Here is a 19,717-nt window from a genome sequence, read left to right as displayed (position 1 = left end):
ATGCGTCGCTCCCTTAGTCTGTGTCCAAACTTTCCGGGAGCGGTACGTGTTCAACTTCAGCGTTTATCTGTCTGCCCTTGGGCTATCCATCGGGCAGATCGTCGGCATTGGGCCGCAGAATGCCTTCGTGCTGCGGCAGGGCATAGGCCGCAGCCACATCCTGCCCATCATCGTCATCTGCATCGTCGCCGACGTGTTTCTGATCGCCTGCGGGGTGATGGGGGTGGGCAAGCTGCTCAACGCCATTCCCGGCTTCATCGTCACCGTGACCTGGCTGGGCGCGGGCTTCATCCTGTGGCTGGGCTATAAGGCCTTCCGTTCCGCGTTGACGCCGGGCGCGATGTCGCTGGCCGGCGGCGTGGAGCGGGACCGCAAGCGCGCCATCCGCACTGTGCTGGCGGTGACCCTGCTCAATCCCTATACCTGGCTGGACACCGTGGTGTTGATCGGCGGCGTGTCCGCTATCTACGGCGAGAGCGCCGCGCCGTCCTTCCTCTTGGGCAGCCTCAGCGCCTCGGTGCTGTGGTTCGGCGGCATCGGCTGCTTCGCCGGCAAGCTGGCCCCCTTGTTCCAGCGGCCGCAAAGCTGGCGGGTGCTGGATTGCGTGATCGGTCTGGTGATGTTGTTCACCGCCTTCATGTTGTTGCGCAATTACGGTTTTGAAGGGATGGCCTGAGCGGCTGAGACGGCGTTTGACGCGCGTTTTTTTGAAAGTGACGGCTTGCTTTTGGGCAACCCGTCACTTTTTCATATGCGGTTTGTCGTGACAAGGTAATTTTTCACTGCAGAAATATTCATTTGGAATTGCAAAATAACTTTGTAAATACCAAATCATTTACCATAACTAAATCTCCGTTGTGAACAACATAAGGAGAGTTAGTCATGAAAGCTTTGATTCAAGCCAGTCTGATGGCGGTTTCCGTGTTGGGCGGTCTGTCTTCCCCGGTGGTGGCAGCCCCGGTGAACAACAGTTATCTCCAGTCCAGCGCCAATGAGATCCGCGGCTTCCTCGGCGGCTACGCGCGGCCGACGGTCTACGTCAACCAGTATGCCTGCCGCGAGCCTCAACTCAGCGCGATGGCGTGCGGTCCTTACACCATCAGCGTGGGCACCGGCTTCCTGCAGCAGCAGGAAAACAGCTATGGCAACTATGTGGCCAAGTTCATCCTGGCGCACGAATGGGGCCATTCCATCCAGTTCACCCATAACATCTACCGTCAGGCGCCGATGCAGGAGCTGCAGGCCGACTGCGTGGGCGGCACTTTCGCCAAGTACGCCGAAACCAATCTGCGTTATCCGAGCTTCATCGAGAACGCGGTGGCTTCGGCGCGCAACGCCGCCGATTACGGCGAGCACGGCACGCCGTCGCAGCGCGATTACTATTCGCGCTACGGCCACGCCAACGGCCTCAACGCTTGCCTGAACTCGATCTGATCGATAATGGGCAAGCGAGCGTGGGGGCTGGCCGGCGGGCTGGCCTTGCTGGGTTTGGCCTGGCTCAGCCTGCCTGAGCCGGTCCGCGCGCGGCTGGGTTTGAGCGAGCCGGCGCCGGAGGCTCCTGCGGCCTTTGTCGCCGCTCAATCGGGGACTGCCGCGCCGGCCAAGGGCGCCGGTCCGGCGCGGGCTTATCAGGGCCTGAGCTTCGCGGTGGGCGACGGCCCGCCGCCGGCCGCGGCCCCGGCAGAGCCCTTGCCGGAGAGCAAGGCCGAACGCCAGCGCAAGCAGGCCTTGCGCCAGCTGGGCTATGCCATCGACGAGCGCTTCTACCGGATGTCCCTGGCCGACTTGCGCAAGCTGGCCGCCGCCGGCAATGTCCAGGCCCTGACCCATCTGGCCGAACGCTATTTGTTCGAGCTGGACGGCAAGCCGCAGCGGCCGGGCTTCGAGCCGGAGATGCGTTACCGCGAGGAGGCGCGCGCCGCCTTGCAGCAAGCGTATCGGCTGGGCAACCGGCATGCGGCGGCGATGATCTCCGAGAGCTATCTGCTGGAGCGGCAGCCCTTGGAGGCCGCGGCCTGGAATCTGGTGGCGCGGCGAGCCGGGGACGCGCTGAGCGCGGACTGGTTTCTGACCACCAAGGACTACCGGCAGTTGAACGCCGGGCAGAAAGCCGCGGCGGCGGAGCGGGCCGAGCAGATCTGGCGCGAACTGCATCCGGGCGCGGTTCAGTCCAAGGGCTAGCGGCCGCAAAAAACCGGCGACATCCGCAAGGGGGTCGCCGGTTTTCTCCTTAGAGCCTGCTCAAAGTCTCGCGAGCAATGGCGAGACAAGGCGAAAACAAGCGAAAAAGCGGAATGTACAAGTGGTACATGAGCATTTTGAGGATGTTTTCAACGCCGTATCGCCGAAGCACAGCAGACTATGAACAGGTTCTTAGCCGAAGCTTGGCGTTTTCCACGCCCTTGTCCAACAATTCCGCTGAAGCGCAGCGGACTTTGACACGTTTTTACTGCGCGTCGGCGGCCAGGCCGGCCACCAGATCCTCGCGGGTGATCAGGAAGACGAAGCCGTCGCCGCTTTCGGTTTCCATCCACATGAAGGGCAGGGTGGGGAAGCACTCTTCCAGCATGTCGCGGTTGTGGCCGATTTCCACCAGCAGCACGCCCTTGTCGTTCAGGAAGTCCGGCGCGCGGCGCAGGATTTCGCGGGTGGCGTCCAGGCCGTCTTCGCCGGAGCCCAGCGCCAGTTCCGGTTCGTGCAGGTATTCCGGCGGCAAGGCGTCCACCGATTCGGCGTCGACATAGGGCGGGTTGGAGATGATCAGATCGTACTTGTCCTCGATGCCCTCGAACATATCGGTGTGGATGAGCTGCACGCGCTCGTCCAGGCCGTAGTTCTGCACATTGATGGCCGCCACTTCCAGCGCGTCCAGCGAGATGTCCACCGCGTCGATTTCCGCGTCCGGGTAGTGGTGAGCCAATTGAATCGCCAGGCAGCCGGAGCCGGTGCACAGGTCCAGCGCGCGTTGGACCAGCTCCGGGTGTTCGATCCACGGCTGCAGCGGTTCGCCCAGCAGTTCGTAGATGAAGGAGCGCGGCACCAGCACGCGTTCGTCCACGTAGAAGTTGAAATCGCCTTGCCAGGCTTCGTGGGTCAGATAGGCCACCGGCACGCGCTGTTCGGCGCGGCGCTCGATCATGTCGATCACGTCCTTGACCTCGGTGGGCAGCAGCTTGGCGTCCAGGAAGGGCTCGAGCTGGTCCACCGGCAGCTTGAGCGCGGACAGCGTCAGATAGGCGGCTTCGTCGTAGGCGTTCTGGGTGCCGTGGCCGTAGAACAGGCCGGCGTCGTTGAAGCGGGACACGGCGAAACGCAGCAGGTCGCGCAAGGTGTTGAAGCTGGATGCAGCCTGGGCGTACATGGTTTTCCTTTCAATACAACAGGGACATGGCGGCGGCCATGTCCCCGGCGGTGTGGGTTCGCGCTCGCGCGGAGCGCGGTCAATGTGGCTGGGCCGTCGGCGTCAGAACGGCAGCTTGGCGTCGGTGGCGGTGCCCAGCACGCGGCGGAAGTCGCCCTTGATGCGTTCCAGCGCCGCGTCGTTGTCGGCCTCGAAGCGCAGCACGATCACCGGCGTGGTGTTGGAGGCGCGCGCCAGGCCGAAGCCGTCCTTGTATTCCACGCGCAGGCCGTCCAGGGTGTTGACCTCTTCGGCGCCGTCGAAGCGGGCGGAGGCCTGCAGCTTGGCGATCAAGGCGTGGTTTTCGCCTTCCTTGGCCATTTTCAGATTCAATTCCGGCGTGGACACCGCATTGGGCAAGGCGTTGAGCAGTTCGCTCGGGTCGTCCACGCGGGACAGCACTTCCAGCAGACGGGCGCCGGCGTACATGCCGTCGTCGAAGCCGTACCAGCGCTCCTTGAAGAAGACGTGGCCGCTCATCTCGCCGGCCAGCAGCGCGCCGGTTTCCTTGATTTTGGCCTTGATGAAGCTGTGACCGGTGCGCGCCATCACCGGCACGCCGCCGTTCTGTTTGATCCAGGGCTTGAGCAGACGGGTGGATTTCACGTCGTAGATGATCTTGGCCTTGGGGTTGCGCTCCAGCACGTCGGCGGCGAACAGCATCAGCTGGCGGTCCGGCCAGATGATGGTGCCGTCCTTGGTCACCACGCCCAGGCGGTCGCCGTCGCCGTCGAAGGCCAGGCCGATTTCGGCGTCGGTCTTCTGCAGCGCGTCGATCACGTCCTGCAGGTTTTCCGGCTTGGCCGGATCCGGGTGGTGATTGGGGAAATTGCCGTCCACGTCGCAGAACAGCTCGCGCACGCGGCAGCCCAGGCGGCGGAACAGCACCGGGGCGAAAGCGCCGGGCACGCCGTTGCCGCAGTCCACCACGATGTTGAGCGGGCGCTCCAGCTTGATGTCGGAGGTGATGCGGTCCAGATAGGCTTCCGCGATGTCGTGGGTGCCGTAGCCGCCTTCGCCGCTGGCGAGATCGCCGTCGACGATGCGCTGGTACAGCTTCTGGATGTCGTCGCCGGCCAGGGTGTTGCCGGCCAGCATCATCTTGAAGCCGTTGTAGTCCGGCGGATTGTGGCTGCCGGTGACCATGACGCCGGACACCGAACCCAGCTCGTGAGCGGCGAAGTACAGCATGGGGGTGGCGACGCGGCCGACGTCGATCACGTCGACGCCGGCGGCCTGGATGCCTTCGGCCAGCGCCTGGCACAGATCCGGGCCGGACAGGCGGCCGTCGCGGCCGACCACAACGGTTTTCACTTTGCGGGCCTTGGCTTCGGACCCGACGGCCTGGCCGATCTGGCGGGCGACTTCATTGGTCAGAGTCTTGCCGACGATGCCGCGGATGTCATAGGCCTTGAAGATGTCTTTGGACAGTTTGCTCATGGCGTTCTTATGCAATCGAAATGAAAGAGGCGCGCGGAGCGGCGGCGCTCCGCGTCGGAAATTAGGGGCTCAGGCGGCCAGCGCGGCGCTCAGGCTGATCAATTGGTCCAGCTTGGCGCGCGCCAGTCCGGAGTCGAGCGCTTCGCGCGCCATGGTAACACCGTCGGCCAGGGTAGGGGAAACGCCGGCCGTGTAGATGGCGGCGGCGGCGTTGAGGCAGACGATGTCGCGCGCCGGGCCGGCTTGGCCGTCAAGCACCGACAGCAGAATGTCGCGCGAGGCGGCGGCGGTGTCCGCGCGCAACTGCTTGAGTTCGGCGAAGTCCAGGCCCAGTTCGCGCGGGTCCAGCTCGTACTCTTCGATTTGCCCGTTCTTTAGTTCAGCCACCATGCTGGGGCCGGACAGGGTCAGCTCGTCCAGGCCGTCCAGGCCGTGCACGATCAGCGCGTGGCGGCTGCCCAGCTGTTTCAGCACCCGCGCCTGGATGCCCACCAGGTCCGGGTGGAACACGCCCATCAACTGGTTTTCGGCGTCGGCCGGATTGGTCAGCGGCCCGAGGATGTTGAAGATGGTGCGGGCGCCCAGCTCCTTGCGGATGGGGGCCACGTGGCGCATCGCGGTGTGGTGGTTGGGGGCGAACATGAAGCCGATGCCGATTTCGTCGACGCAACGGCCCACTTGTTCGGCGTTCAAGCTCAGCTTGACGCCCAGCGACTCCAGCACGTCGGCGCTGCCGGAGCTGGACGACACCGAGCGGCCGCCGTGCTTGGCCACGCGGGCGCCGGCCGCCGCGGCGACGAAGGCGGAGGTGGTGGAGATGTTGAAGGTATGCGATTTGTCGCCGCCGGTGCCGCAGGTGTCCACCAGGTGGTCGCGTTGGCTGATGGGCACCGGGGTGGCGAACTCGCGCATCACCGTGGCGGCGGCGGCGATTTCCAACACCGACTCCACCTTGACGCGCAGGCCGATCAGGATGGCCGCGGTTTGCGCCGGCGTCAGTTCGCCGCGCATGATCTGGCGCATCAAGTCCAGCATTTCGTCATAGAACAGCTCGTTGCCGTCGATCAGACGGTTCAGCGCGGCCTGCGGGGTAATCATCGGGGGAGTCCTTTTGCTTGCGTGGGCGGCGTCGCGCGAAGGCTCGCCGTCCGGTGATTCAATTGCCGGCGTGCGCCGCCAGTTGGGAGAGGCGCTGCTCGATCAGATCGACGCGGCAGGCGGCCCGCGCCTGATCCGCGCCGTTGCCGCTGGCGTAGCTGCTGGCCACCCAGCGGCACTGCTTGTCCAGATAGGTCTTGAAGGCGCGGCCGGATTGGCTGAGCGCCAGCCGGGCGCGGTAGCGGTTGCCGGTGATCTGGTCCAGCTCGCGCATCGCCGCGGCGGCCTGGTTCTCGCCGCGGCTCAGTTCGGCCTCGGCCTTGCTCAAGCGCTGTTGCAGACAGACGGACACGGCCGGGCTTTGCGCCTCGGCCCGCATGCAGTCGTCCAGCGCGCCGGCGCCGCAGACGGCTGGCAGCGCCAGGGCGGCCAGCATCAACATCCTCTTCATCAGGCGAACTCTTTCAGAAAATTGTCCAGCATCGTGTGGCCGTGATCGGTGAGGATGGATTCCGGGTGGAACTGCACGCCTTCGATCGGCAGCGTCTTGTGGCGCACGCCCATGATTTCGCCGTCGTCGGTCCAGGCGGTGACGTCCAGGCAGTCCGGCAGCGTCTCGCGCTCGATCACCAGCGAGTGATAGCGGGTGCAGGTCACGGGATTGGGCAGGCCGCGGAACATGCCGACATCGCGGTGTTTGACCGGCGACACCTTGCCGTGCATCAGTTGTTTGGCGTGGACGATGCGGCCGCCGAAAGCCTGGCCTATGCCCTGATGGCCCAGGCACACGCCCATGATGGGCAGTTTGCCGGCGAAGTGCCGGATGGCCGGCACCGATACGCCGGCCTCGTTGGGCGTGCAGGGGCCGGGGGAGATCACCAGGTATTTGGGCTGCAGCGCTTCGATTTGCTGCAAGCCGATTTCGTCGTTGCGGAACACCTTGACCTCCTGGCCCAGTTCGCCGAAGTACTGGACCAGGTTGTAGGTGAAGGAGTCGTAGTTGTCGATCATCAATAGCATGTTTGGCTTAAACCTTTGATTTCACTGGCCTTAAAGGGTTTGCCAGCTATTTGATGCCTCCGGCGGCGTCCGCGCGTTTGAGCGCGGGCCGAACGGGGAGGCGGTTGGAGCATGAGAATCAATATACCGGATCGGGCAAAAGTGCGCAGCTAGCTTGGCGGCCTGCCTATCTGGCGATCGGGTCAAGGTCCGTCGCCGCGGCCTGGCCGCGCTCCGCTCGCGCCAGATCGACGACGGCCTGGATCGCGGCCCTGGCCTGCGGGCTGTTGTGCCAGCAGCTGGAGCCCATCATGTCGGCGATCTGGCGGGTCAGCAAGGCCGGGTCCTGGTCCGCCAGTTGCGGCAAGGAAGAAAAGCCGATTTGCTCCAGCCTTGAAACCACGGTGGCGCCCACGCCTTTCAAAGCCACCATCTTGTCTTTTTCATTTGCGCTGAAACCCATGCGGCCTCCCGGTCTTGATTGCGGTCCGCCTAACAGGATACACGCGCCGCGCGGTTTGAATGAGAGGCGGCGGAGATGTTTCGCGCCGATGCCGCTCTTAGAACGTGTTTACGATCTAGCGAGCTAGAGCGAGACAAGACGAAAATGGCTGAGAAAGCGGAATGTACAAGGGGTAGATGAGCATTTCGAAGCGGTACTCGCCGTGTCACGTTTCACGACGCGCAGCGGATCGTAAACAGGTTCTTATTCCCAACTCATCGCCCAGGCGTACAGCGCAATCATCATCATGACTTCCATCATCAGGCTGCCCAGTATGAAGAGCAGGGGCATGAACAGCAGCGAGCCGTAATGCAGCACCAAGGCGGCGGCGAAATAATGCAGCGGCGCTTCCAGCAACAGGTAGGCGAGGGACGCGCCGCTCAGGGCAAGCTTGTGCCAGAGCGGCTTTTCCAGCACGTGAAAGGTCAGCGCGTGCACCCAGGGCATCAAGAACAGCAAGGTCAGCACAAAGGTCAGGCAGGAGCTGTGATATTCGGGAAGCGAGTGGCTGAAGGCCGCCGGCAAGAAGGCGAAGTACACGCAGGCGCAAGCCTGGATGATGACGAACAAGCGCAGTAGATAGCGCAGCGGCATGTTTTCCGGACTGATCAAGAACGACAGCAACAGCAGCAGTAAGCCGGCAAGCCCATTGCTCCACCATTGCCAGAACGAGGGCACCGAGGCCGGCAGATCCAGCCACGGCAGCCATAAACCCGGTATCCGCCCGTCCAGTATCTCCAGGCGGGAGAGCTGGGCGGGCACGCCGGTCGCCGCGATGCTCCACTCCGTAACCGCCTGCCAAAAGGCGAGCGTCTGCGGCAGAAAGGCGAGCAGCAAGAGATTGAACAGCAGCGGCAAGCCTAGGATCTCCAGCCAGCGCAGACGCCGGAACGGCTCGGTGCGCATGGCCCGGTGCAGGGAGATGCGCTCGCCGCCGTGGCCGGTGTGGCGGACCGCCTTGAAGTGTTGCAGACGTTCTTGAAGGCTCATGGCAGGTTCCAGAACACGGCGGTGGTGATGCCGGAGCGGTCGTAATAAGGGCTGTGGTAGCGCTCGACCCCGACATGGATGCCCCAATGCCGGCCTATCCATTCCCTCCAGCTCAGTTGATAGAGCTGGCTGTCGAAGCTTTGCTTGGGCTGGTCGACGCCGATGGGCATATAGCCCTCGCCGCCGGCGTTGACGGCCAGGGTGATCAGGCGCCAGCGGTCGCGTCCATAGGTCACCGCGCCGTAAGCCTGCATCGAACTCACGCTGCCGGGATTGCTCAGCGTGCGGTGCACGCCGCCTTCCACCACCCAGGGCGAGTCGAAGTAATAAGCCATGCCCAGGGTCAGAATGCGGTCGCTATAGCCTTGGCGGTTGTCGTTGTAGGCCAGGCCGAAGGTGCTGACCAGATTGCGGCCGGGCAGCCATTTGCGGTTGAGGGCGGCGCCGTAATGGGTGCCGGGCCAGAAGGTGCCGCTGCTGCTGCGCCCCAATTCCAGCCGGCTGTACCAGTCCGGGTTGATGTCGTGGTTCCAGCCCGCGTTCAAGGCGATGCCGTGTTCGCCGAAACGGCTGTCCTGCTCCGCGATCCAGTCGAAGACGTTGCCGGCGTCGGTTTGCCATACCCCGGACAGATAGACGCCGTTCCAGGCGGGATTGTTTGCGGTGAGGCTGGAATGCTGTCCGCCGACTTCGATGCTGCGCGCCCAGGAGTACGGCTCCGGCGTCGAGGCTTCCGTCTCGACATCGGCGGCGGCCGGCGAGGCTTCGGCCGCCTCCGGGGCGGCGGCCTCGTCGGCGCGGGCTTGGCCGGCAAGGCAGCAGGCCAATAGGCAGAGGTGGGCGAGTGGTTTACTGAGCATGGCGGGTCTCCGTCGTGTCGCTCGTTGTTTGCAGATAGTCAAAGCGCAGGTCCTGCCCGGATTGGGCGCTGACGCGCCAGGCGTCCGGCAGCGCTTCTATCTCCGCTTTGCCGGAGCGCAGCACCGGTCTTGCCGAGCTTTTGGGCAGCAGCCAGCTTTGCCGCGCCAGGCTGCCTGGGTTGTGCGCGCTCACGCTGACCCAGGACGCGTCCCGGCCTTCCGCCGGCGCGACTTGCCATTGAGTCAGTTCGCGCTGGGACAGGAAGCGGGACAGCTGGGTCATCGTGTACCAGTGAAAGACGCCCTGGTCGCGCAGCGCCCGGGTTTGAGCCAGCCATTGCTTGACCGTCTGCTGATAGAAGTAGACGCCCGGCGGGTGGAAATAGACCAGGCGTGCCACCCGCTGTTGCACGGCGAAGCGGGTCATGTCCTGCAGCCAAAGCGTCATTTGCTCGCTGGGCAGCTTATTGCGCACCGCTTCTTCGAAGGAGGCGATGCCGCCGTTGGCCGATACCGGGAAGGCCCAGGGCCGGCCATGCATGTCGGCGGGGTCGATATAGGTCCGGGTGGGGCCCATGGACAGATCGCCCACATAGTAATAAGCCAGCACCCCGTGTTGGCGCAGCCAGGCGGTCACCCAGTCCGGATGGTGGCCGTTGGGCGCCGAATACTCGGTGAGCGCTTGCTGGGTGAGGTTTTCCAGGTCTTGCTTGTTGTTGGCGAGATAGGATGCCCACTGCTTGCCGTTGTGCTCGTTGATGTTGAAGGCGAAGTAGTTGTGCATCCAGCCGCCGTGCGCGCCGATGTCGTAACCCAGCGCCCGCAAGCGGCGAACCCAGTCCTGGGCTTGCGCGTTATGGGCAAGGTCCATGCCCCGGCGGTCGCCGGGCTGATTGGTGTCCGGACCGGTGGTGAAATGGACGGAATAGGGGCCTTGCTCGAGAAAGCCCAGTTTTTTCAGCAGGTCCAGATAGGGGATGGCGTTGGCGTCGTCCACGTGCCAGTTCATCACCAGGCCGCCGACGCCGTCCGGCACCGAGGCGAGCTGAGGCAGATGCAGCACCCGCGTATTGAAAAAGTTCAGATAGGACTGCAGCCACAGGCCGTCGGTGCGTATCTTGAGAAAGGTGACCGGCAGATTGACGAATAAGACTTTGCCGCGGCCGTAATCCCGCAGGCCGGCAATCAAGGTGCCGTCCGGGCCTTCGGCCAGCACCCGTCCCTGGAAAGAACCGCGGGTCGCCAGATAACTGAAGGCGGCCTGGTCGTAGCCGTAGGTCGAGGCCTGCAGCAAGGAGGGCTTGCCGCCGGCATAGGGCTGGAAGCGGCCGGGGGTGATGCCGAGTTCGGCCACCGCGGACGGCGACATCAGCATCAGGTCCCTGCGCACCATCTGCTTGCCCAGTTCCCGGTACAGCAGATAATCCACGCCCACCATGCGAGCGAGCGTCGGCTTGTCCAGAAAGCGGCCGCCGGCGTTTTCGCTGGCGGCGTCGTAATTGATCCATAAGGCGCCGCCCGCCTGCACGTATTCCTCCAGCACCCCGGCCAGCGCCGCGTCGACATGGCGATGAATGGTGTCCGGCAAGATGATGCCGCGGATGCGGACACGTTGTTCCGGCTCCATGTCCACCAATTGGCTGGCGGTGATCTGCATCATCGCCACGCCGCCTTCGTTGGCCGCGTCCTGCCAGGCCAGCGCGTATTTGTTGCTGGCCGGCTTGTCGGGCAGCAATAGGGCGATGAAGGCCCTGGGCGGCGGCGTCCGGCTTGCGCTCAGCTTGTGCCAGATCGCGCTTGCCGCCAGTAATAGTCCAAGCAATAGGATGATGAACACCCAAAGAGGACATGATCGAATCTTGTTCATTCTTCCTGCCTTTGTTCTTGCTCCGCCGCTGTCGCCAGGCGGTGCGTCAATCCTTGAAAAACCGCTTCCTCCAGCACGTTCCAGCGCGGCGTTCCGCGCGCCGGCGCCGCCTGTCGCAGCCAGGCGCGCGCCGCGTCCTCGCGGCCGCCTCTCAGCGCGGCCAGGGCCAGCACGCCCCAGGGAAAGTCCAGATGAGCCTTGTCCTGGACAAGCCAGGGTCGGCCTTCGCCGCGCAGCCAGGCGTCGAAGGAGGCTTGACCGGGCATCGCCGGCAAATCCGCCATGTCGGGGAAGAGTTGCGCGGCGGCTTCCGGGTAGAAGGCGATGGGCGGGATGTCGCGGCTGGCGACGCGCCAACGCCGGGTTTTCGCCTCCCAAAAGGTCTTGGGCAGCGCCGCGGCCAGCTGGCGCATCCTCCGGCAGCTGGCGCCGGCGTTGACGCAGTCGTCGCGCAGCGCCGCGTAGACCTCGACGTTGTCCATCAGGTAAGCCAGCTTGGCGCCGGCTGTGTAGTCGTAAACGCCGCTGCGCGCTTGCCTCAGCCGCCACAACGCGCGCCGGGCGCGCGCCAGCGAGACCTGCAGGGCCGGCGGCATTTCTTGTCGCCGGTAGCGCCGGTTCAGCAAGGAAATCCACATGGCCAGCGTGGAGTCGTCGGCGTCGGCGTCGGCCACCCGACGCCAAACGCCGTCGGCCTGGCGTTCGAAACGGGGAAAACTGCCGTTGCTTTCCTGTCTGGGGGCCAGCCACGCCGTCCAGGCGTCCGCGGCGGAGACGATGGACAGGCCCAGTTCGTCGGCCGTCAGCAAGGCTTTCATCGCGAAATAAGGGTCGACATGGCGACCATGCGCTTGCAGCAGGATGGCGCCGTCCTCGTCTTGATAGCCGGGCCAGCTGAGCAGGCCGGCTGCGGCCTGTCCCGCCCCGCAGCACAAGGCCAGTAGCAGATAGAGACGCTTCATCATCCGCGCACCTTGCCGCGGATGCGGGCCCAGATGGTGCCGTGCGCGCGCAGAGGCGGCGTCAGCAAGACCCGGCGCGAAGAAACGGTGTTGGGCGCGTCCGGCGCGCCCAGCGCGGAATGGGCGCCGATGGCGACGAGCCGGTCCGCCACGACCGGGCCCAGCAGCTGGCAGTGTTCCCGGCAGATGATGGAGTGGTCGGACACGACGGCGCCGGTCACGATCACCCCGCGGGCCAGGCGCACCGGCCCGCTGGCCTTGACGCTGCCTTCTATCCGGCAGCCGGCACCGATGCGCAAGCCGCCGCGCACCACCAGATGGCCGCGCAACAAGCTGTTTGCCGGCAACTGGAAATCGCCGTCCACCACCGCCCGGCGCATTTCCGCGTTAAAGGGATGGGCCGCGGGCAAGCCGCCGATGTCCACCTCCCTGAGCGGCCCGGCCGCGGCCTGCTGCGGCGGCGCGTCTCCCAGGCGTATGCTTGCGGCTTGGATGCGCTGGAACAGGATGGGGCCGGCAATGTCCAGCGTCTCCTCCGCCACGGCCCGTCCGAACAGCTGGCTGTCCGGTTCGATGCGGACATTCCGGGCGCCGGCCCAGCGCAGGATGGAGCTGCCTCGCCCCAGGCTCAGCTCGCCGTCGGCCAGGACGCTGCGCAAGATCGCGCCCGGGCCGGTGGCGATGTCGTCATCGCAATGGATTTCCTTCAGAAAGCTGAAGTGGGCGGGGATGCGCAACGCGCCCGCGGCCAAGACTTCTTCGTCCACGACGGGGCGGGGTGTTTGTCCGAGGGCTTCCAGGCGGGCGTTCCAGTCTTGCCGCCATTCGCCCGAGTCCAGCGCGTCCAGCCGCTGCCGATAGTTGCGGGCGAAGACGTTGGCTGTGCCGATATGCAGCCGGTTGATGCCCAGCGCGGAGGTGTCGGTCTTGCGCAGCAATTCCAGCAGGCCGGGCAAGAGCGGCAGGGCGACCAGCGGCACGACGCCCAAGATATAGATCAAGGCCATCATCCCGGCTGCCTCCGATAACGCTTGGTTTTGTCCCAATGCAGCGTTCTGTTTTTCTTGAAGGGTTCGATCAGCGACTGCTGCAGCGTGGCGCGGGAAATGGTGACCAGGCTGACGAGAAAACCCAGAATGGCGAAAGGCAAAATGCGCAGCCTTTTGCCGTTGCCGTCCAGATAACAGGCGACGCCGATCTCGAAGAAGGCGGCGAAATTGCCCATCGCGCTGTAGCAGACCAGGGCCAGGATCAGCAGCACGCCGGGAGACGGCAACATGCTGTCGAAAAAGAACAGCAGCAGGGTAATGGCCCAGCCCAGCAGCAAGAGCGGGGACATGGCGTAAGTGCCCAGCAGAAGGAGCCCGTCCAGTTTTTCCCGCTTTTGCACCCCGCGGGTGCTCAGCAGGCGGCCGACGTGCCGCGCCAGCGCCTGATTGTGGCCGCGCGTCCAGCGCATCAATTGCCGGATGCGAACCGGCCAGCTTTCCGGCACCTCCTCGTAACACTCGGAGCGATTGGTGTAGACCGTGAGCCAGCCGCCGATCAGCAGCCGGTAGGTCAGATCGGTGTCTTCGGCCAGCACGTCGTCGTGCCAGCCGCCCACGCTGTTGAGCGCGGCGACGCGGATGCCGCCGACCGTGCCGCCGTACTGCGGCACCAGCTTCATATTCATCCTGGCCTGCTGGTCCACCTGATAGCCGCCGGCGCGCTCCATGTCCAGCATGCGGGTCAGCAGATTGGCGCCCGGATTCAAGGGCACCACGCGGCCCATCACCGCGCCGACCTCGGGATCGAAAAACGGCGCGATCAATTGCTTGAGCAAGCCGCGGCTTGGCAGGTAATCGGCGTCGAAGACGATGAACAGCTCGGTGTCGATCAAGGCCGTCGCGTCCTTCAGCGCCGCGGCCTTGCCGGGCTTGCCCTGGCTGCGGTGGAAGGGCCTGATCACGTCCGGCCTGCGCGCCGCGATGCGGTCTATGATGGCGCGGGTGCCGTCCGTCGAGCGGTCGTTGACCGGCATGATGATCATTTGCCCCGGCGGGTAGTCGGACTCGAGCAAGGCCTCCATCGCATCGGCGATCACGGCCTCCTCGTTGTGCGCCGCGATGAAGACCGTGACTTTGGGCCAATGCGCCGTCTCAATGTCCAGATAAGGATGACGCTGATGGCCGAACAGCCGGTTCAAGGTGAAGGCCATATGCCGCGCCGCGTACACCATGATCAGGAGCACCACGCCGTACAGCACCATGTTCAGCGCGCGCAAGGGCCAGATGAAGGGTTGGGCGCTGGCGCGCAGCAGCAGAGGGTCGTCCTCCTGGCTGACCGTGCGGCGGCGCGCTTCTTCGATCTGATCCAGGATCAGCTGCTGGGTATGGCGCAGGTCGACGTTGTCCGACGCCCCCTTGATGCTGACGGAGGGACGGACGGCGGCGGGGAGCGCGTCCGGGTCCATGGGCAGCGCCTCCATGGCGGCCCGGCTTTCCGACGACGCGGCCGCGCCGCGCCGGGACGCGTGATGGCCGGCGGCGGCCGGCTCCTTGGCGGACCAGGCCGGCGAACAGAAAATCAGCAGGATCAGCCAGAGCAGGGCTCGCGGTGCCATTCCTATCTCCCCGGCGCGGAGGCGAGAGCGCTGGCGGCCTGCCGCGGGCGCGGCAAGGCGGAGAGAATGGCGGCGATGCGTCTGCCGGCGCTGCCGTCGCCATAGGGGTTGTGGGCTTGAGACATGCGCTGGTAAGCCGCCTGGTCGTCCAGCAAGGCGCTGGCGTGGCGGACGATAAGATCCGTTTCGGTGCCCACCAGCTTGGCGGTGCCGGCCGCGAGCGCTTCAGGCCTTTCCGTGGTGTCCCGGGTGACCAGAACCGGTTTGCCCAGCGCCGGCGCCTCTTCCTGTATGCCGCCGGAGTCGGTGATGATCAGGTGGCAACGGGCCATCAGGTAGACGAAGGGCAGGTATTGCAGCGGCTCGATCAGGTGAATGTTGCGCACCCGGGACAGCAGCGCGTACACCGGTTGGCGAACATTGGGATTCAAATGCACCGGGTAGACGATGTCCACGTCCGGGTAGCGTTCCGCCAATTGGACCAGCGCGCGGCAGAAGCTTTCGAACTTCTCGCCGAACTTCTCCCTGCGGTGGCCGGTGACCAGCACCACTCTCGCCTCCGGCCGCAGATAGGAGAAGGCGGCGGCGACGCCGGCCTTGAGCTCCGGCTGCTGCTCCAGCTTCTTCACCGTCAGCAGCAGAGTGTCGACGACGCTGTTGCCGGTGATGAAGATCCGCTCGGGATCGACCTTTTCATTGCGCAGATTGAGACAAGACTCCTCTGTCGGGGCGAAATGCCAGGACGCCAGAATATCGGTGACGCGGCGGTTCATCTCCTCCGGCCAGGGGGAGTACAAGTCTCCGGTCCGCAAGCCCGCTTCCACGTGTCCAATCGGAATCCTGCGGTAAAACGCCGCCAGGCTGGCGCCCAGCGTGGTGGCGGTGTCGCCGTGCACCAGCACGACGTCGGGCTGGACTTCCTCCAGCACCTTGTCGACGGTTTCCACCAGTCTGGCGGTCAAAGACGCCAAGCCCTGAGCCTGTTGCATCAGCTTCAGGTCGAAGTCCGGCTTGATCTCGAAAAAATCCAAGACCTGATCCAGCATCTCGCGGTGCTGCCCGGTCACGCACACTTTTGACGCCACGCCCGGGCAGTCTTGCAGCGCGTGGATCACGGGCACCATCTTGATGGCCTCCGGACGGGTGCCAAAGATTGTCAGTACAGTAAACATATTGTCTCCATTGCAGCGATTCCAGGGCCTTGATACGGCTTACTTTGTTTGTTTTGTTAAAACTACTGTTTTTGTTTGTTTAAATTAAGCTAGCACAGGTTTGGCTAGAAACAAAGTTAAATATTTGTTTAAATCAATTGGTTTAATATTGAGCGAGTCAGTCGCCTGTTCGCCAGCGGGCCGAGGCCGTAGCGGATTGGGCGGATCCGCAGGCGTCGATCGCAGGATTCCGCCGGAATGCACCTGACCGAAGCGCTAGTGCCCGGGCCGGGATTACGGTGTGAAACTGCAATGGCATTTTTTTGTTAGCATGCGAGGACATATGCATGGGGAGCGTTAAATCGTTTGGGAAGCGGGCCTGAAGCGCCGGTGAGCGCGGTCGGCTTCAATCTGGGGAGTTGTGCCCATGGAAAAGAAACAATGCCTTCATTGCGGGTACTGGCGCGGCGACGCGCCGCGCGATAGGCGGGCGCCGGCTTACGCCTGCCCGCTGTGTCAGGCGCCTTATCAGGAAATGTATCCGCAGCCGTTGCCGCGGCGCGAGCCGGAGCCGGCGTCCCGGCTCAAATGGGCCCATGTGGGCGCGGTGATCGTCGTCCTGCTGGCCGGTGCGGCGGGTTTGACGTACACGGTCTGGCCCAGCCAGCAGCAGGCCGAGGCCAGGAACGAGGCGGAACTGAGGGAAATCGCCGGCGTGGTGTTGCCGGGCGCGGAGCAGGCCAAGGAGGAGCTGTGCGGCGGCGAGGCTTTCGCCGCCGGCGCTTTTTGCCGCTGGGAGCCGGAGCTGGCGGCGGTGGGGCGCCGGGCGACGCTGGCGCGGAACTGCATGGAGGTGGTCTCCGTCCGGATTCACCCGGGCAGCAAGAGCCCGGAACGGCCCGATTTCGCGGTGGGGTGCCGAGACGCCGCCGGGGAGATGATGGAAATGAGTTTCAACGAGGAGGACTTGAAGGCCGGCGGCGCGGCGCCGGCCGAGTAGGGCCCGTTCAAGTCTCGCGGGCCGGGCCTGGGGCGTAGCTTCGCCGTTTGAACAAGAGGGCGACGGCGATGAGCGCGGCCGGCAACAGCAGCATGCTGAAAATCCAGTCCGGGCGCACCTGCTGACGCATCAGCTCGGCGCCGGCCAGCACCCCGAAGATGGCGCCGCCGCGGCCGACGCCGTACATGCCGCCCACTCCGCTGGCGCGGCAGCGGGTTGGATAAAAGGCGGCGGACAGCGAGGCCAGCGCCGATTGCCCGCCGCCGGAGGCGAAGCCCATGCAGAACACCAGCAAGCCCAGCTGTCCGCCTTGCTCGCCCTGGGCGACGGCGGCGCCTATCGCCCAGGCCAGCAGGCCGGCGACGGCGAAGTTGGCCGCCAGCAGGCGGTGCGGCTCGGCGCGGCCCATCCACCAGCCCAGCAGAATGGAGCCGACGCCGCCGCCCAGCGGAAACAGCGCGCTGATCCAGGCGAAGCGGCTCAGCGAGAGGCCCGCCTCCTTCAACAGCAGCGGCATCCAGTTCACCACCAGGTAATAGATCAACATGCTCATGAAGCAGCTGAGCCAGAGCAGCAAGGTGCCGACCGTCAAGGGCCGGCTCAGCACCGCGCGCAGGCCGGCGCGCGGCGCGTCGCCGTCGTCGCCCAGGCGGAAAGCGACGGCTTGCTCCAGTTCCGGCGTGGCGGCGAGGCGGCGCAGCCGCGCTTTAATCTCTTTGACTGAGCGCCGGCGCGCCGCCAGATAACGCACCGATTCCGGCAGCCAGCGGTATAGCGCCAGCGCCAGCAGCAGCGGGAACACCCCGCCCAGCCACAGCGGCGCGCGCCAGCCGTAAGAGGGAATCAGCCAGCCGGCGCACAGGCCTCCGGCGCCGGCGCCCAGCGGAAAACCGCACAACATGGCGCTGACCAGCAGCGCGCGGCGTCGCGCCGGGCTGTATTCGGACAGCAGGGTGATGGTATTGGGCAGCGCCGCGCCCAGGCCGATGCCGGTGAACAGGCGGTAGACGGTGAGCGCGTTCAGCGAGTCCGCCGCCGCGGTCAGCAGGCTGCCGACGCCGAACAGCAGCGTCGACGCGATCACCGCGGGCTTGCGGCCCAGGCGGTCGGCCAGCGGCCCGCCCAGCAAGGCGCCGCCGGCCAGGCCGAACAGGGCGGCGCTGAGCGCCTGGCCCAGCTGCGGCTTGCTCAGCCCCCACTGCTCCATCAGCGCGGGCGCGATGTAGGACAGGGCCGCCAGGTCGTAGCCGTCGGCGAACATGACCAGAAAGCACAGCGTCAGCAAGACGGCGTGAAAGGATCCCAGGCGGCTTTGGTCGATGAAGCGGTCAACATCCAGGGCGGCGGACATGGCGGCGTTCTCCCGGCGCGTCACAGCTTGACGCAGACATTGCTGATGTCGGAGTAGAAATCCAGCGAATGGCGGCCGCCTTCGCGGCCGAGGCCGGACAGCTTGCTGCCGCCGAAGGGGGTGCGCAGATCGCGCGCGTACCAGGCGTTGACCCAGACAATGCCGACCTGGACGCGCCGCGCCAGCCTGTGGGCGCGGTCCAGCCGCTGGGTCCACATGGCGCAGGCCAGGCCGTAGGGACTGTCGTTGACGCGGCGCAGGATCTCCTCGTCGTCGTCGAAGGGCGCGATGTGGCAGACCGGGCCGAAGATTTCCTCGCGCACGCAGCGCGCGTGGTCAGGCAGGCCGGTCCAGATCGTCGGGCGCACATAAGCGCCTTGATCGCGCGCGTCGCCGAACTGCGGCGTTTCGCCGCCGGTCACCACCGCCGCGCCTTCCTCGCGCGCCAGCGTGAAATAAGACAGCACCTTCTCGCGGTGCTGGCGCGACACCAGCGGGCCCAGGTCCACGCCGTCCTCGTCCGGATAGCCCAGTTTCAGGCCCTCGGCGCGGGCTTTCAGCGCGGCGACGAAGCGATCGAAGATAGGGCGCTCCACATAGACCCGCTCGGTGCACAGGCAGACCTGCCCGGTATTGAAGAAGGACGATCTGGCCACCCCGGCCACCGCCGCGTCGAAGTCGGCGTCGGCGAACACCACGGCGGCGTTCTTGCCGCCCAGCTCGAAGGAGATGTCCTTCACGCCGTCGGCCACCGCCTTCATGATGGCGCTGCCGGTGCGCGATTCGCCGGTGAAGGACACGGCGCTGATTTGCGGCGCGCGGGTCAGGTGCTCCCCGGCCGAGCCGGGGCCGAAGCCGTGCACCAGATTGAACACGCCGGCGGGAACGCCGGCCGCGTCCATCACCTCGGCCAGCAGGGCGGCCGACGACGGCGTTTCCTCGGAGGGCTTGCACACCACGGTATTGCCCATCGCCAGCGCGGGGCCCAGCTTCCAGGTCAGCAGCAATAGCGGCAGGTTCCACGGCGCGATCACAGCCACCACGCCCAGCGGCTTGCGCACGGTGTAGTTGAACAGCAGGCCGCCGTCGGTCTGCGGCGTTTCGCAGCAGTCGTCCACCTGGGCGACGGCGAGATCGGCGAAGGTCCGGAAATTGGCGATGGCGCGCGGCAGGTCCAGCGTGCGCGCCAGGTGCAGCGGCCGGCCGGTGTCGGCCACCTCGGCGGCGACGAAGTCGTCGAAACGCGCCTGGATGCCGTCGGCCACCTTGTGCAGCAGCGCGGCGCGCTCCGGCGCGCTATAGCGGCCCCAGGGCCCTTGCAACGCGTCGCTGGCGGCCTGGACGGCGCGGGCCACCTGGGCGGCGTCGGCTTCTACCGCCTGGTTCAACAGGCGGCCGTCCACCGGGCTGATATTGTCGAAGCGCTGGCCTTCCTCTTCGAATCGGCCATTGATGTACAGCGGCAGCAGGGCGGGGCGGCTCATGGTTTCTA

The 19,717-nt window shown here is 65.4% G+C and carries 19 protein-coding genes; 4 read left to right on the top strand and 15 right to left on the bottom strand.

Annotated features, from left to right (window positions below):
- Positions 1-46: 46 nt before the first annotated feature.
- From ACODSD_RS06640 to ACODSD_RS06630, 3 genes are all read left to right on the top strand, one after another.
- On the top strand, positions 47-676 hold the full coding sequence (locus tag ACODSD_RS06640; RefSeq protein ID WP_107798907.1) for a LysE/ArgO family amino acid transporter: 630 nt from the start codon (positions 47-49) through the stop codon (positions 674-676).
- A gap of 206 nt (positions 677-882) precedes the next feature.
- Positions 883-1,434, top strand: coding sequence for a neutral zinc metallopeptidase (locus ACODSD_RS06635; RefSeq protein ID WP_107798908.1), 552 nt, complete (start codon positions 883-885; stop codon positions 1,432-1,434).
- A gap of 6 nt (positions 1,435-1,440) precedes the next feature.
- Entirely contained in the window at positions 1,441-2,181 is a 741-nt protein-coding gene (locus tag ACODSD_RS06630; RefSeq protein ID WP_253313656.1) for a hypothetical protein, read from the top strand.
- A gap of 265 nt (positions 2,182-2,446) precedes the next feature.
- On the opposite strand, the gene prmB is transcribed toward ACODSD_RS06630, so the two are convergent.
- The 13 genes from prmB to wecB form a co-directional block, all read right to left on the bottom strand.
- Entirely contained in the window at positions 2,447-3,361 is a 915-nt protein-coding gene (gene prmB / locus ACODSD_RS06625; protein WP_107798910.1) for a 50S ribosomal protein L3 N(5)-glutamine methyltransferase, read from the bottom strand.
- 102 nt (positions 3,362-3,463) lie between these two features.
- Complete coding sequence (locus ACODSD_RS06620) at positions 3,464-4,840, bottom strand: phosphomannomutase/phosphoglucomutase (protein ID WP_107798911.1); 1,377 nt, start codon at positions 4,838-4,840, stop codon at positions 3,464-3,466.
- Between the two features lie 69 nt (positions 4,841-4,909).
- Positions 4,910-5,938, bottom strand: coding sequence for an anthranilate phosphoribosyltransferase (gene trpD / locus ACODSD_RS06615; RefSeq protein ID WP_488877005.1), 1,029 nt, complete (start codon positions 5,936-5,938; stop codon positions 4,910-4,912).
- 58 nt (positions 5,939-5,996) lie between these two features.
- Positions 5,997-6,389 (bottom strand): lysozyme inhibitor LprI family protein, encoded by a 393-nt coding sequence (locus ACODSD_RS06610; protein WP_488877004.1) that lies wholly within the window; start codon positions 6,387-6,389, stop codon positions 5,997-5,999.
- Positions 6,389-6,958, bottom strand: a complete 570-nt coding sequence (locus ACODSD_RS06605) for an aminodeoxychorismate/anthranilate synthase component II (protein WP_486637258.1) — start codon at positions 6,956-6,958, stop codon at positions 6,389-6,391. Before ACODSD_RS06605 ends, ACODSD_RS06610 begins: the two co-directional genes overlap by 1 nt.
- A 166-nt stretch (positions 6,959-7,124) precedes the next feature.
- Positions 7,125-7,400: a recombinase RecA gene (locus ACODSD_RS06600; protein WP_488877003.1), complete on the bottom strand. Its 276-nt coding sequence runs from the start codon at positions 7,398-7,400 to the stop codon at positions 7,125-7,127.
- 243 nt (positions 7,401-7,643) lie between these two features.
- Positions 7,644-8,429, bottom strand: a complete 786-nt coding sequence (locus tag ACODSD_RS06595; protein WP_107798918.1) for a hypothetical protein — start codon at positions 8,427-8,429, stop codon at positions 7,644-7,646.
- Positions 8,426-9,289, bottom strand: coding sequence for a YaiO family outer membrane beta-barrel protein (locus ACODSD_RS06590; RefSeq protein WP_107798919.1), 864 nt, complete (start codon positions 9,287-9,289; stop codon positions 8,426-8,428). The genes ACODSD_RS06595 and ACODSD_RS06590 overlap by 4 nt, the downstream gene beginning before the upstream one ends.
- Positions 9,279-11,156, bottom strand: a complete 1,878-nt coding sequence (locus ACODSD_RS06585; protein WP_488877002.1) for a polysaccharide deacetylase family protein — start codon at positions 11,154-11,156, stop codon at positions 9,279-9,281. The genes ACODSD_RS06590 and ACODSD_RS06585 overlap by 11 nt, the downstream gene beginning before the upstream one ends.
- Positions 11,153-12,121 (bottom strand): hypothetical protein, encoded by a 969-nt coding sequence (locus ACODSD_RS06580; protein WP_488877001.1) that lies wholly within the window; start codon positions 12,119-12,121, stop codon positions 11,153-11,155. Before ACODSD_RS06580 ends, ACODSD_RS06585 begins: the two co-directional genes overlap by 4 nt.
- Positions 12,118-13,128, bottom strand: a complete 1,011-nt coding sequence (locus tag ACODSD_RS06575) for a hypothetical protein (RefSeq protein WP_488877000.1) — start codon at positions 13,126-13,128, stop codon at positions 12,118-12,120. Before ACODSD_RS06575 ends, ACODSD_RS06580 begins: the two co-directional genes overlap by 4 nt.
- On the bottom strand, positions 13,125-14,723 hold the full coding sequence (locus ACODSD_RS06570) for a glycosyltransferase family 2 protein (RefSeq protein WP_235088510.1): 1,599 nt from the start codon (positions 14,721-14,723) through the stop codon (positions 13,125-13,127). The genes ACODSD_RS06575 and ACODSD_RS06570 overlap by 4 nt, the downstream gene beginning before the upstream one ends.
- Before the next feature lie 2 nt (positions 14,724-14,725).
- A complete protein-coding gene (gene wecB, locus ACODSD_RS06565) occupies positions 14,726-15,895 on the bottom strand; it encodes a non-hydrolyzing UDP-N-acetylglucosamine 2-epimerase (RefSeq protein WP_235088516.1) in 1,170 nt (389 codons plus the stop codon).
- 406 nt (positions 15,896-16,301) lie between these two features.
- On the opposite strand from wecB, the gene ACODSD_RS06560 reads away from it, so the two are divergent.
- Entirely contained in the window at positions 16,302-16,874 is a 573-nt protein-coding gene (locus ACODSD_RS06560; protein ID WP_235088518.1) for a hypothetical protein, read from the top strand.
- A 7-nt stretch (positions 16,875-16,881) separates the two neighbouring features.
- Here the strand turns inward: ACODSD_RS06560 and ACODSD_RS06555 are convergent, their stop codons facing one another.
- Entirely contained in the window at positions 16,882-18,225 is a 1,344-nt protein-coding gene (locus tag ACODSD_RS06555; protein WP_488876999.1) for an MFS transporter, read from the bottom strand.
- A gap of 20 nt (positions 18,226-18,245) precedes the next feature.
- Positions 18,246-19,709, bottom strand: coding sequence for a 2-hydroxymuconic semialdehyde dehydrogenase (locus ACODSD_RS06550; protein WP_488876998.1), 1,464 nt, complete (start codon positions 19,707-19,709; stop codon positions 18,246-18,248).
- Positions 19,710-19,717 lie beyond the last annotated feature (8 nt).

This window comes from Chromobacterium sp. FG22, assembly GCF_057809415.1.
This window is presented reverse-complemented; position numbering and strand designations above follow the sequence as displayed.

Excerpts from the sequence above, each read along its gene's own strand:
- ACODSD_RS06635 (WP_107798908.1), top strand. The coding sequence starts at position 883 with ATGAAAGCTTTGATTCAAGCCAGTCTGATGGCGGTTTCCGTGTTGGGC.
- ACODSD_RS06630 (WP_253313656.1), top strand. The coding sequence starts at position 1,441 with ATGGGCAAGCGAGCGTGGGGGCTGGCCGGCGGGCTGGCCTTGCTGGGT.
- prmB (WP_107798910.1), bottom strand. The coding sequence starts at position 3,361 with ATGTACGCCCAGGCTGCATCCAGCTTCAACACCTTGCGCGACCTGCTG.
- ACODSD_RS06620 (WP_107798911.1), bottom strand. The coding sequence starts at position 4,840 with ATGAGCAAACTGTCCAAAGACATCTTCAAGGCCTATGACATCCGCGGC.
- trpD (WP_488877005.1), bottom strand. The coding sequence starts at position 5,938 with ATGATTACCCCGCAGGCCGCGCTGAACCGTCTGATCGACGGCAACGAG.
- ACODSD_RS06610 (WP_488877004.1), bottom strand. The coding sequence starts at position 6,389 with ATGAAGAGGATGTTGATGCTGGCCGCCCTGGCGCTGCCAGCCGTCTGC.
- ACODSD_RS06605 (WP_486637258.1), bottom strand. The coding sequence starts at position 6,958 with ATGCTATTGATGATCGACAACTACGACTCCTTCACCTACAACCTGGTC.
- ACODSD_RS06600 (WP_488877003.1), bottom strand. The coding sequence starts at position 7,400 with ATGGGTTTCAGCGCAAATGAAAAAGACAAGATGGTGGCTTTGAAAGGC.
- ACODSD_RS06595 (WP_107798918.1), bottom strand. The coding sequence starts at position 8,429 with ATGAGCCTTCAAGAACGTCTGCAACACTTCAAGGCGGTCCGCCACACC.
- ACODSD_RS06590 (WP_107798919.1), bottom strand. The coding sequence starts at position 9,289 with ATGCTCAGTAAACCACTCGCCCACCTCTGCCTATTGGCCTGCTGCCTT.
- ACODSD_RS06585 (WP_488877002.1), bottom strand. The coding sequence starts at position 11,156 with ATGAACAAGATTCGATCATGTCCTCTTTGGGTGTTCATCATCCTATTG.
- ACODSD_RS06580 (WP_488877001.1), bottom strand. The coding sequence starts at position 12,121 with ATGATGAAGCGTCTCTATCTGCTACTGGCCTTGTGCTGCGGGGCGGGA.
- ACODSD_RS06575 (WP_488877000.1), bottom strand. The coding sequence starts at position 13,128 with ATGATGGCCTTGATCTATATCTTGGGCGTCGTGCCGCTGGTCGCCCTG.
- ACODSD_RS06570 (WP_235088510.1), bottom strand. The coding sequence starts at position 14,723 with ATGGCACCGCGAGCCCTGCTCTGGCTGATCCTGCTGATTTTCTGTTCG.
- wecB (WP_235088516.1), bottom strand. The coding sequence starts at position 15,895 with ATGTTTACTGTACTGACAATCTTTGGCACCCGTCCGGAGGCCATCAAG.
- ACODSD_RS06560 (WP_235088518.1), top strand. The coding sequence starts at position 16,302 with ATGGAAAAGAAACAATGCCTTCATTGCGGGTACTGGCGCGGCGACGCG.
- ACODSD_RS06555 (WP_488876999.1), bottom strand. The coding sequence starts at position 18,225 with ATGTCCGCCGCCCTGGATGTTGACCGCTTCATCGACCAAAGCCGCCTG.
- ACODSD_RS06550 (WP_488876998.1), bottom strand. The coding sequence starts at position 19,709 with ATGAGCCGCCCCGCCCTGCTGCCGCTGTACATCAATGGCCGATTCGAA.